General features: G+C 63.6%; 7 protein-coding genes. 3 read left to right on the plus strand and 4 right to left on the minus strand.

The window, feature by feature from the left end:
- Window positions 1-38: 38 nt before the first annotated feature.
- From ACSE4D_RS10305 to ACSE4D_RS10320, 4 genes are all read right to left on the minus strand, one after another.
- A complete protein-coding gene (locus ACSE4D_RS10305; RefSeq protein ID WP_436325914.1) occupies window positions 39-2375 on the minus strand; it encodes a hydantoinase B/oxoprolinase family protein in 2337 nt (778 codons plus the stop codon).
- Window positions 2376-2387: 12 nt separating this feature from the next.
- A complete protein-coding gene (locus ACSE4D_RS10310; RefSeq protein ID WP_436325915.1) occupies window positions 2388-4616 on the minus strand; it encodes a hydantoinase/oxoprolinase family protein in 2229 nt (742 codons plus the stop codon).
- Window positions 4617-4630: 14 nt separating this feature from the next.
- The gene (locus ACSE4D_RS10315; RefSeq protein ID WP_436325916.1) at window positions 4631-5074 is read right to left on the minus strand and encodes an acetone carboxylase subunit gamma; all 444 of its coding nucleotides are present in this window, start codon (window positions 5072-5074) and stop codon (window positions 4631-4633) included.
- 103 nt (window positions 5075-5177) lie between these two features.
- Window positions 5178-7106: a hydantoinase/oxoprolinase family protein gene (locus ACSE4D_RS10320; protein ID WP_436325917.1), complete on the minus strand. Its 1929-nt coding sequence runs from the start codon at window positions 7104-7106 to the stop codon at window positions 5178-5180.
- A gap of 267 nt (window positions 7107-7373) precedes the next feature.
- Here ACSE4D_RS10320 and ACSE4D_RS10325 point away from each other — a divergent pair, with 267 nt between their 5' ends.
- The 3 genes from ACSE4D_RS10325 to ACSE4D_RS10335 all read left to right on the plus strand — a co-directional run bounded on the left by ACSE4D_RS10325 (window position 7374) and on the right by ACSE4D_RS10335 (window position 12715).
- The gene (locus ACSE4D_RS10325) at window positions 7374-10166 is read left to right on the plus strand and encodes a LuxR C-terminal-related transcriptional regulator (protein WP_436327130.1); all 2793 of its coding nucleotides are present in this window, start codon (window positions 7374-7376) and stop codon (window positions 10164-10166) included.
- A gap of 32 nt (window positions 10167-10198) precedes the next feature.
- Entirely contained in the window at window positions 10199-11338 is a 1140-nt protein-coding gene (locus ACSE4D_RS10330) for a CobW family GTP-binding protein (RefSeq protein WP_436325918.1), read from the plus strand.
- 309 nt (window positions 11339-11647) lie between these two features.
- Window positions 11648-12715, plus strand: coding sequence for an IS110 family transposase (locus ACSE4D_RS10335; RefSeq protein WP_436325919.1), 1068 nt, complete (start codon window positions 11648-11650; stop codon window positions 12713-12715).
- Window positions 12716-12738: the final 23 nt, after the last annotated feature.

The following is a 12738-nucleotide window of genomic DNA, read 5'->3' on the forward strand; positions in this document are numbered from 1 at the left end:
CTGAATCGGGGTGCCGGTTCCGGGAGGTCCGGCCGGACTCAGGTCCGGTGCTGGGTGACCTCTTCGTAGCGTTCTTCGAGTTCGCGGATGCGTTCCTCGAGTTGGCCGATCTTCACCACGTGCCGGTTGGGCACGGTGATGAGCGGGATCTCATCGACGGTTCCCTCCACCCGCTCGGGGCCGTTGTGGCCCCAGACGGTGGCGTAGAGATGTTCGTCGTTCTCCTGGCCCCAGGAGCCGAAGTACGGCACATCTGCCGGTGGTTCCTCTTTGACGAATTCCTTGACGAACTCGGCGTAGGGCTTGGATCGCTTCAGTCGTGCCTGACGCTCGGCGTCACGCATCCGCTGCGTCTCTTCGGCGTCGACGGCGAAGGTCTCCGGATCCCAGGCCACCCGGTAGATGTCCCGGGCGACGCGGTCGGAGATCCGGTCGAGGCGCAGATCCTCCAAGACGTTCTCCGGATCGCGTTCGAGCACATCTCCGTAGCCGCCGCCGGCACCCTGGGCGATCATGTACAGCTCGCCTTCCTGCGCGACGTCGAACTGCAGACCCATGTGGTAGGTCTGGTATTTCCCGCCTTCGAAGGGCTGCTCGTTCATCACCCGTTCCATCGAGAGGTCGAACTGCGAAGGGTCCTTCTTCACGATGTCGAAGATGTTGATGCCCTTGACCATCGCCAGCGGGTAGGTCGGGCAGCCGTAGCCGCCGAACAGTCCGGCCACGGAGGAGAACTTCGCACCGGAGGTCACTGTCATGAAGCCCCAGTTCGGTGTGTTCCGTGCGGCGACGATCATTTCGTAGCCCATGCCTCCGCGGAACTTGCCGAAGCCCTGGTTGTCGCGCACCACGCGCTTGCTCACCAGTTGGAGGAACGGCACTTCCTCCTCCATGACTTCCTGTTCACCGGTGTCGGCCATTGCGCAGAACAGAGGAGCCACGGCATCCTCACCGTCCTGGAAGGGCTTCGCGCCGCCGCTCATTCCGTTGAGGTCAGCACACAGGTTGCCGACCTGTTCGCTATGCTGCGTGGTTCCACCCCAGAGGAAGTTGTTGATCTGGTTGAACCAGGGGGCGAGCACGTTCGCATACTTCTCCGTGACAGAGAACTGGAGCTTCGCATAGGCGATCTGCAGGGCGCTGAAGGCGCGGAACGAAGCCTGCAGGTTCTGCCCGGTCGGAGCATCGTAGCTGCAGTCGGCCCAGGTGCCTTCGTCGGAGATGACCTCGATGGGAGACAGGGCTCCGGTCGAACGCGGCAGGTCCGGCCACCAGTAGGACAGGATCGCCTGGGACAGGAACGCCTTCGTCGATGCCAACGGTGAGTTGATCGCCCGGTTGATGATCTCCGGTCCGGTGCCCCGCAGATCGACGATGAGCCGGTCGCCCTTGACGGTGACCTTCGCGGCGAACTTGATGAGGATGTTCTCCTTCAGCGTCGAGTCGACGAACTGGTTGACCGTCACCGTGCCGTCGGGCATTTCGCTGATGCGACGGCGCACTTCCTCTTCGACGTCCTCGACGGTCATCCGGATCGAACCCACGAAGGTCTCGACTCCGAACTCTTCGATCGACTGATCGACGATGTCCATCACGCGTTTGACAGCACCCATCTTCACCTTGATGTCGGCGAGCATGAGCTTCGGGTCGCGGGTGGAGTGCTGGAGGAAGGTGAGGAGGTCGCGGCGCAGCTTGCCGCGCTCGACGATCTTCATCGGGGAGCCGCGCAGACCGTCGTCGAAGGGCGTCTCCGAGCCGGACGGCATACCGCCGGGCTCACAAGCACCGTTCTCGCCTTCATGGATCGTCGCACCGACCCAGGCGATGACCTCGCCTTCGCGCATCACCGGCACGAGCATCGACTGGTCAGTGTTGTGGACCATGCCGAAGCGCGCATCGTTGTGGAAGAAGCCGTCACCGGGGTTGATGCCGACCGTCGGCTCATCCTTCCAGTACTTCATGATGTGGCGGATCGGGTGGTGGAGAACAGCGGAGAACGCGATGACTCCGCGGTTCGACATATAGGCGACATCGCCGGAGGCCGTGTACACAGCAACGGAGAGGTCGGCCCACTTCGCGCCGGGTGCAGCACCCATGCTCTCGCACATCTCGAACGCTTCGTCCAGCGCTCCGGCCAAGCGCCGGCGGATCCGATCGGCGACCAGCGGGTCGAGGTCGTTGGCGAGGATCCGCGTCTCGAGCGGGGTGCGCTCGGCGATGCTGTGCTCACGCATGATCTCCGGATCAGGGCCTAAGAACAGCGTCGTATCGTTCATGAACGCATTGACCCATTCCTGCTCCTCAGCGGTGAGGTGCGTCTCCGGAGTCGGGTGCGAGTGTGTGTGGGCGATCTGTGGTGAATCTGTAGTCGTCATTGTCCTGCTCCTTTACTCGACAAGTGCTGACGAGGTGTCCGAATCGGCCGAGCTCTGCGATGAGCCCGAACCTTGGGAGGCCGAAGCGAAGTCGGCGGGAGAGCTGCTCAGCGTCGATTCGCTGAGCAGCCAGACGGCGCCCTGCGGCGTCGGCTCGATGCGCCAGCCGTGTTCGACGAGGTAGGTCGTGTTGTCCGTGGTGATGACGGCGGGTCCGTGCACGACATAGTCGGCGCTCAGAGCGCTGGCGTCGTAGATCGGAGTATCGACCGGGTCGTCGTGGCCGACGAAGTGCACGAGGCGACGTTCGACGGGTTCGGGTGTGCTGCGCTGACCGCCGTACTCGAGGTCGTCGAAGTTCACGACCTCACCTTCGATGTACGAAGCCACGCGTACCGTCTGCACCCGGACACCCGCCTCGGGGGCCTGTGTGCCTTCACCGTAGCGATCCCCGTAGATCTCGGAGAACTTGCGGATAACGCCGAGCACATCACCGACGTTCTCGATGCGGTTGATGTCGAAGGACACCGCCGTGGTGACGAGCTGGTTGCCGTAGCGCATGTCCATCTCCAGACGGTGCTTGACCTTGTCACCGTCGTAGCCCTGCCGCACGAGGTCCTCACGGCCGCGGCGTTCGAGCTCCTCGACGTAGCCGTTGAACCGCTCGTAGTCATCGAACAGCGACCGCCCGATCGGTTCGTAGAGCACGATGTAGGCGCTGCGTTCGTGGATGTGCAGCGGGTTGAGGTTGCTGGCGCCGAGGGCGGAGAACACCGAGGCGAACGGCGGGAAGAGGATCCGCGAGATTCCGGCACGGGAAGCGATTCCGCAGGCGTGGAGAGGACCGTTGCCGCCGTAGGCGACCATTGTGTAGTCCTCGACAGTGCCGCCGCGCGAACGCAGCTCCATCTCGATGCCGATGGCCATCTGCTCGTCAACGGTGCGCTTGATGACCTTGGCTGCATCGACGGGTTCGAGGTCGAGCTCATCGCAGAGCGCTTCTTCGATCGCGAACGTTGACCGTTTCGGGCTGAGCTTGATGAAGCCGTTAGCGTAGTTGTCCGGGTCGAGGTAGCCGAGTACCAGGTCGGCATCGGTGACGGTCGGGCGCAGTCCGCCGCGGTCATAGCAGGCGGGACCGGGATCCGAACCGGCTGATTCGGGTCCGACCACCACAGACTTGTGGATCCGGTCGTAGGAGGCGATCGAACCGCCGCCTGAACCGAGGGTGTTGAGGTGGATCATCGGTACGGACACGAGCCAGCGTCCGATCGTGGGCTGGAAGTCGTAGTGTTGGACTCCGCCTTCGGGCACGAGCCCGATGTCGAAGGAAGTTCCGCCCATGTCCATCGAGACAACGTCGCCGATGCCGGTGGACTCCGACAGGTGCTGTGCCCCGCCGACCCCGGCGATCGGACCCGAGTGGATCGTCTGCAGCGCGTCGGTCGAGTTCGATTGCGCCATTCCACCGGAGTTGTGGATGACGAGCATCGGCTTCTCGTAGCCGGACTCCCGGAGGTTCGCCGAGAGCTGGTTGAGCGCGTGGAACATCGTCTCGTGGAGGAAGGCGTCGATGATCGTCGAGTTCGCGCGGACGTATTCGCCCTTGCGTCCGGAGACGTCGCTGCTGAGCAGGACGGGGATCGAGCCGAGCTCGTGAGCCGGGTAGTCCTCGAGGATCATTTCGAGGATCTGCTGTTCGTGTGCGGGATTCTCAGTCGCGTTCGTCAGCGCCACGACGATCGCCTCGGCGCCGTTGTCGACGAGTTCACGGACCTGTTTGCGCACGTCATCGGCTTGGACGGCGACGAGGACTTCACCGACGGAGTCGACGCGTTCCTTCACCGACCGCACCATGTGCCTGGGCACGAGTGGGGCCGGACGTGCGGCGTCGGCCATATCGCCCTGTTTCTGCGGGTCGAGACCGGCTCCGTAGCCCTTCGACCGGGAGATGTGGATCGTGTCTTCGAAGCCGTGGGTGACGATCGCAGCCACACGTGGACCTTTGGCCTCGATGAGGGCGTTGGTGCCTAGCGTAGTCGCGTAGCGGACCGAGTCGACTTCCTTGAGCACGTCCTCACGGGTCAGGCCGGCCGCCTCGCAGGCGTTGTCGAGTGCCGAGTTGAACCCGAGCGCGAGGTTGTGATGGGTGGTCAGTGCCTTGGACTCGATGTAGTGCTCGTCCCAGGCGAAGAAGCAGTCCGTGAAGGTACCGCCGATGTCTACTGATATGCGTTTCATGTCGAGTCTCCGGTTCAGCTCTGTGCGGCCGGGGAAGTGGCCGCCTCGTCGTAGCGTGGACGCAGGTCGGCGAGGGCGTTCTCGTCGGGTCCGTAGTTGATGACATCGACGGCGTTCTCACCGAAGCGAGCCCATCGTTCCTTGAGGGAGTCGATGTCCCAGATCATGTCGACCGTCGGCGGGTGGCCGGGCGGCAGGTACTCCGCTTCGATCTGCGTTCCGCAGCCCGGGCAGCAGTATTCGAGGATCCGGCAGAATCCCGGGTCGGGCGAGAAGGTGTATTTGTACTTCGTCGGGTCGATGTGCGGGGAGTGGATCTCCTCGGGGTTGCGGTCGTAGACCAGCGTGCCTTCCTTGTAGTTCCCCCGTGCATCGCCGAGGTCGTGAGCGCAGACGCGGCACTGCCAGCGTTCGCTCTCGAGGTCGATGTAGAGGTATTCCGTCATCGGGACTTTCATTGCACTGTTTCCTTCCAGTTCGTCATTGAATGGGTCTGCGGAATTGATGAGCGCCGAGGCGGCCCTCCGTGACCGCCCAGATGGCCCTGCGATCGGGGCCAGGTCAGGCGCGGTCGTTGAGCAGGAGGTCGCCGGTATCGGAGACGACGAACTCCCAGTCCTCGGGCACCCGGGCGGTGAAGAACGGGCCTTCGATGATCGCCGGTCCCACGCCTGCGGCGTTGGGCGCTTGATCTTCGAGGACGACGACCGGGACGTCCGTGCGCTGACCGTTCGTGCCGAGCACCGTGCGGGTCGACTCGGCGACCGCCTTCTCTCCGCCGGTCGGCAGGGTGGTATTGAGCTCGGGGTGCGGAAGCGCGTGCCGGGCGTCGAGTTCGAGGAAGGTCCGCTGGCCCTCGCCGAGGCGGCCGGCATCGGGCAGGCCCTGATCGGCTGAGTGCCGGGCGCCTTCGCTGCCGTCAGCGTTTTCGACGATGAGGCTCCAGGTCAGGGTGCAGTCTTCGAGCGCATACCCTTCCTGGTACATGTAGCGTTCGGCGCGGTCGAGGAAGTCCTTGCGGATCTCTTCGACTGCTGCCTCGTCCAGTCCGGTGACATCGGCTTCGAAGTTCTGTCCGATATCGGAGAAGCTGATGCCGTAGGCGGAGAACACAGACGCAAGCCGGGGCACGAGCACCTGCTTGACGCTGGCCGCGCGAGCGGCCAGGCAGGCGCTCATCGGTCCGCCGCCGCCGAAGGCAGCCAGCGTCGTCGAACCGTCGGGGCGCACCTGGTCGGCGAACGCTTCGGCGATCTTCGCTGCGTGGGCCTTCTCCAACTCCAGCAGCGCCTCGTCGAGGGAGATTCCCAGCGGTTCGGCGATGTTCTTCTCGATGACCTGCTTCGCGCGTTCGGGGTCGAGCCGCATCGCACCGTTGAGGTAGGTCTCGGGGTCGAGGATGCCCATGAGCAGATTGACGTCGGTGATGGTCGCTTCCTGACCGCCGAAGCCGAAGCAGGCGGGTCCGGGGGCGGCACCGACACTGTCGGGACCGACCTGGATCTGTCCGTCGACGACGCGGAAGATCGAGCTGCCGCCGACGCCCTTGGACTGGACATCGCTGAGTTCGAAAGAGATCGGGACTCCGCTGACTCGGCCGCGACGGTCGGTGGCGATGCGCAAGTCTTCGACGGCGCCGACGTCGGTCGTAGTGCCGCCGACATCAATCATGAGCACATGCGGGATTCCGTAGGCTTCGGCCAGGGCGCGGGTGCCTTCCAATCCACCGCGTGGACCCGAGGAATAGGTCTTGAGCGCCACGGACTTCGCCACACGGGAACTCGCTCCGTCGTTGCGGTAGATAAGCAGAGGGTTCTTGACCTTCTGCGCCCGCAGACGGTGTTCGGCGCTGTAGAGGAAACGTTCGAGTGTGGGGTGGAGGAACGAGTTGAGGATCGCCGACCACAGGCGCCGGCTGCGCAGCGAGTCTGCGGCGAACTCCCACGAGAAGAGCACTGGCACCGAGCCGAGCAGGTGACGGGGGAAGCGGCGGAGGAAGATGCGCTTGACCTCCTTCTCCTTGGCCTGGTCGGAGACCGCGACGACGAGTCGTTCGGCACCGGCCGTGGTCAGGGTGTTGACCGCTCGGACGACGACCGAATCGAGGGCCGTGGCATCCTCGGTGGCATCGATGACGGAGACCCGGTCGCCGACGAGTTCGTCGAACAGCTCCGAGGTGGTCTCGTCGAAGCGGATCTGGTCGCGGAAGTCCTTGTCATCGGTGAGGATGCCGATGGCTGGTCCCTTGCGTTCAACGAGGGCGTTCGTGCCCTGTGTCGAGGAATAGCGGATGATATCGGTCTTCTGCAGCAGAGGGGCCGGGTCGTTCGAACCGGTGACTTCCTCGGCCGCCTGCTTGATGCCGTTGAAGAAGCACTCGGAGAGGTCGGTCGGGGTCGTCAGGGTCTTCGTATAGAAGATCCCTTCCTCTCCGGCGACACACACATCCGTGAGTGTGCCTCCGTTGTCGATGTTGATCAGGTAGTCCATTGAACTCCTCCTTGAGTTGAGCGGATCGCCGAGACGATGCTTACCGGTCTGGCCTTGAGGCCGCCTCGGTGACGTTGAATCTAGCGACGGTCCAGGAGGGGCCCGCAAGCCGCCCAGGGGGAGGGTTGGCACGGACCACCCGGGGTGGTTGAGAGGCACAAGGGGTGGCCGGCGGGCGGTCTCACGATAGGATTCGTCGCAAGCACAGACGTACACGCCCAGACGTACGTGCCGATTCGACCACGCTGGAGTGCCTCGATGATCCATATGCCGCCGACTGCTTCTACCCGGTTCCGGCCACCCACCCCGGTGGGGCGCTGGCTGACGCGTCCGCGCATGGACGCGCTCATCGACCAGGTCGAACTGCGTCGCCTCACCCTCATCCACGCCCCTGCTGGATTCGGGAAATCGACCGTGGCGGCACAATGGGCGGACGAGCTGTCCCGCCGCGGCAACAAGACGATGTGGTTCTCACTCGACGACGATGACAACCGCACACCGTGGTTCCTCGGGCACCTCCTCGAATGCCTCCGCCCTATTCACCCCGACCTGGATGAGAGCATCTTCCAGATACTCGAAGAACGCCCCGAAGACGCCGAACGCTTCGTCGTCCCGCTCATCATCAATGTCGTCCACCAGGCCGAATTCCGCACCGTCGTTGTCCTTGACGACTGGCATGTCATCGATGATGAACGGACCCAACGGGCCTTGGCCCGACTGCTTGAGGACTCAGGGGACAAGCTCGGACTCCTCGTCACCAGTCGAACGGCAACGGGACTGCCGCTGACATCCCTGCGCGTCCACGACCAGGTCGTTGAGATCAGCCCGGAGACACTGCGCTTCGATGAGCGGGAGGCACGCCAGTTCCTCGTTGATGTCAAAGGCCTCGACCTCAGCAGCACCGAGCTGACTGCACTCCATACGAAGACCGAAGGGTGGATCGCAGCCCTGCAGCTGACATCGTTGTCTCTGCAGAAGGACTCCGATGTCACCGGACTGCTCGACAGTCTGGCCGACCGTCAGCACGGGATCAGCGATTATCTTGCGGAGAACGTCCTCGACCGTCTTGACCCCAAACTGTTGAAGTTCCTGCTCTTCACCTCGGTCCTCGACCGGGTGAATCCGGAGCTGGCCACCCTGCTCACAGGAGAGCCGCAATCTGAGCTGAGACTTGAGCAGGTGCTCTTCGGAGACCTCTTCCTCCAACGTCTCGACGATTCGGGCACGTGGTATCGCTACCATCATCTGTTCCGGGACTTCCTGCGGCAGCGTCTCGAACGCGACCATCCGGACAAGGTCGTTGAACTCCATTCACTGGCCGCTCACTGGTTCCACACCGAAGGCATTTTCTCCTCTGCCGTCGACCATGCGCTGCTTGCCGACGAAGCCTCCTTCGCGGCCTCCGTCGTCGAGGAGCAGGCGCTGCGGCTCGTCGAACATTCGCGGATGACGACTCTGCTCGCGCTTGTTGAGAAGCTGCCACATGATGAGATCAGATCCCGGTCCTGGCTGCAGCTGGCCATCGCGTGGGCCCACTGTCTCCTCCATTTCCCCGATGAGGCCTTTGCGTCCCTCGACCTCCTTGCCGAGGCGGCAGCTGCCGATCCGCGGCTCACCGCGGCCGATCGGTTCCGGATCACGCATGAATCCCTCGTCGTGCGCGAATGCGTGGCGATGTACCGGGATCGGGTGCCGGAGGACCAGCAGCTGCGCCGAGAAGTGCTCGAAGAGGCCGAACGCCTCCATCCATGGACGGTGTCCGTGGCTGCCAATGTCGTCACCTTCTTCGATATCCACCGCGGCCGTGGGGCGGAGGCAGAGCGCCTGCAGCAGTGGGCACATCAATACCACCGGCAGGTCGTCGGCAGCTTCAGCGAGGTCTACGGCGACTGCTTCGCCGGACTCATCGCCTTCCACAACCTCGAAATCGCCTTGGCTCAGCACCATTGGACGAACGCGTTCCGCACCGCCTGCGAACGTTCGGGGCGGCAGTCGCATGCGGCACGGCTGTCGCTTGGGCTCGTGGGCAAACTCCTCTACCACCGGGGTGAGGGAGACCGTGCCGAAGAGCTGCTCGAAGAAGCGCTGCAGCTGGGACAGCGGGCCGGAGTCGTTGACTTCATGTTTCCTGTCTATGAGTCCTTGGCGAATATCCGTGCCGGTCGCAATGACTTACAGGGTGCGTGGGACATCCTCGAGCAGGGTGAGCAGGCAGGACTGTCTCTGTCTCTGCCGCGGCTGTGGTCTCGAATGGTGACGACGAAGCAGCGCCTGGGTTTTGAGACCAGGCGACCGACGAACCCCTTCGACGCAGCAGATGATCACACCGATGACCAGTCCGCCGGAGATCGGTACGTGATGGATCGGCAACGTGCAGAATTCGAGCGCGAACTCCTCCGCTTCGACCTGGCCCGAATCCTCCATGACGCTGATGGTGACGCTCTGGCGAGACTCGGACCGTATGTCGAGGTATTGTTCGCAGAGTCGCAGGGTCAGGGAAACCGCTTCCAGGCGCTGCGTGACCAGATTCTCTGGGCGTCGGCACTCGAAGCGTGCGGACAGACCGATCAGGCGGAGGAGACGATGCACGACGTGATCCCGGACTGCCAGGCCAGCGGGCTGAGCCAGCCGCTGCTCGAAGGCGGACCGCTGATACGCCAGATAGCAGCACGGCTCATCGCCGATCCGGAATCTTGGTGCCTGCGTCAACGGACTCTTGACTGGATGACGGAGGTGTTCGACTCCAACAGCCCCCTGCGGGCGAACCTCGGAACAGCAGTGGCCGCAGGTGTGGCCGGTGCCAGCAGAACTTGGGGAACCGGACCAGATGAGTTCGACGTCCTCGCTGCGGTGCCGAAGCGGCCGATCTCCTTGAGCGAGCGGGAACGCGATATCCTCCGCCTCGTCGACGCGGGGTATACGAATCGGGAGATCGCCGGACGGCTGTACATCGGCCAGAACACGGTGAAGTGGTATCTGCGCAAGCTCTACCGCATGCTCGGGGTGTCCTCGCGCGAAGACTGTGTGCAGCGTGCGAAGAATCTGCAGGTGCTCCACTGATATCCCGCACCATCCCTCAGACGAACCGCGCAGTGGGCAGGTCGTCCCGAGCCAAGCGCAGACCCGCGATCCCGGTCATCCTGCTCACCGGCTACCTCGGTGCCGGAAAGACGAGCCTGCTCAACCACCTCCTGCGCCATCCGGATGCTCGCATCGGCGTCATCGTCAACGACTTCGGCGACCTCAACATCGACGCGGGACTCGTCGTCGGCCAGGTCGACGAACCGCTGTCGATCTCCGGCGGCTGCGTGTGCTGCCTGACGGATGACTCCGAACTCGAGGACGCCCTCGTCGCCATGACGAACCCCAAGCTCCGGCTGGACGCGATCATCGTCGAGGCCAGCGGATTCGCCGAACCCCTGACTCTGGCCCGCATGATCACGCGCATGGGCCATCACCGCTTCCACCTCGGCGGGGTCATCGACGTCGTCGACGCGACCATGTACTTCGACACCGTCGACACCTCGAGTCTGCCGCCACTGCGCTTCGCGGCATCGACATTGGTGCTGGTCAACAAGCTCGACCAGCTTCCGGCCGCCGACCGTGACGCCACGGTCGAAGCCGTCCGCGCCCGCGTCCACGAACGCAATCCCCGCGTCATCGTCATCGGCACCCACCATGCCCGCCTCGACCCGACCCTGATCTTCGATCCGGGCGTCGGCGATCGGGCAGAGACAAACCCTCGCCGAGGCGGCCCCGCCGCTGACAGCGACCCGATCCAGCCCGAATTGCCGATCCGGGAACTGCTGCGCCAGGCCTATGCCGAAGCCGCTGCCGAATCTGCCGGAGAGCTTGACGGTGAAGCGGCGACGGCGACCCACCGCCATGCGCAGTCCGTGACCGTCACCGGCAGCGGGCTGGCCGATGCGGACGCGGTGATGGACTTCGTCGAGAACCTCCCGGCCGGGGTGTATCGGGTCAAAGGCACGGTGCAGGTGAGCGCGGGAACGCAGCTGCGCAGCTTCCTCGTGCAGGCCGTCGGCCCCAACGTCTACGTCGCCGAAGCCGCCCAGCCCGCTTCCGGCGATCCCGACAGCGTCCTCGTCGTCATCGGCGAACACTTCGACACCGAGGCGGCCGAAGCCACACTGTCCGCCGCCCTCAATGCCGCGTCGGACGACGGCTCTGACCGTTCCGAGCGCCTAGCCCACTACGTCCGCCTCCACTCCTAATTGCTACTGTGAGTATTGATAGTGGCTGGTCTGGGACTGGCTGGCAGAGTAGGGACTGACCGTTCCATCGATCATCATGACTCTAATTGCTACTGACTCCAACGATGTCCTCGTCGGGATCTGTCTGGTGATTGGTGGGCGGTCGGCACCGGCTCGGCCCACATCGATAACTTGATCAGAAGGTTGTCCGTTCCTGATCGAACGTGACTCATCACAGTAGTGTTTCGACGTGACTATCTCCCGGACCGGAGCCGACCGCGTTGACGGTCGGACCTCATCCGTTCTGACACAGGAGAATCACGAACCGTCATGACTATCATCTCGCATTTGTACGCGTTTGTCGTTGGCGTCGACACCCACGCGAAGAACCACGTCTACAGTGTGCTGACCAAGTCTGGTGAGCACGTCGATACTGCTGCATTCCCGACGACGAAAGCCGGCATCAAACGTGCCCTGACGTGGGCCGGCCGCCGTACCGGCGGGGACCTCGAGACCCTGTGGGTCATCGAGGGCATCGGCACGTACGGAGCGATCCTTGCCGACCATGTCGCCGAGGCTGGGTACACAGTCGCCGAGGCCGCCAGCATGGATGCTCGCGACCGGTATGCCACGGGCAAGGATGACCGGATCGATGCCCGACGGATCGCTGGCACGGTCTTGTCGATGGATGAGTCGCGGCTGCGGTTTCCCCGGCAGGCTGATGGGCCGCGTCAGGGACTGCGGATCTTGGTCAAGGCGCGGGAGTCCATGACTCGGGAGAAGACCCGCACGATCAATGCGCTCACCGCACTGTTGCGTACTCATGACCTCGGTATGGATGCGCGTCGGAAACTGTCGATCGTCACGATCCAAACGGTGGCGAAGTGGCGGATCAGGAACGAGTCTGTGGCACTGACCGAGGCTCGTCGGGAAGCTATCCGGTTAGCCAAACGCGTCGTCGAACTCGATGCGGAGATCAGGGACTACGCCATGCGGATCGAGGTTTTGGTCAAGGACAGTCCGGGGGCGGTGTTGCTGGCTGAGCCGGGGATTGGTCCGATCAGCGCGGCTGTGTTTTACCTGGCGTGGTCGCATCATGGGCGGGTGCGTTCCGAGGCTGCGTTCGCGAAGTTGGCGGGGGTCTGCCCGATCCCGGCGTCGTCGGGGAATGTGGTGAGGTTCCGGCTGAATCGTAGTGGTGATCGTCGGTTGAATTCTGCGTTGTACATGGTGGCCATCACGCGGCTTTCTCACCAGAAGAAGTCCCAGGAATATATGGCTAAACGGCTGAGTGAGGGGAAGACGAAGAAGGAGACGATTCGGTGTATGAAGCGTAGCTTGGCGCGTCATGTGTATCGGATTCTCGAGGCCACGAACCCGATCGGTAAAGCCGCTTGACAGACATAGAAGGATCCTGACGG

The sequence above is a fragment of the Brevibacterium sp. FAM 27836 genome (assembly GCF_051351055.1).
Lineage (GTDB): Bacteria > Actinomycetota > Actinomycetes > Actinomycetales > Brevibacteriaceae > Brevibacterium.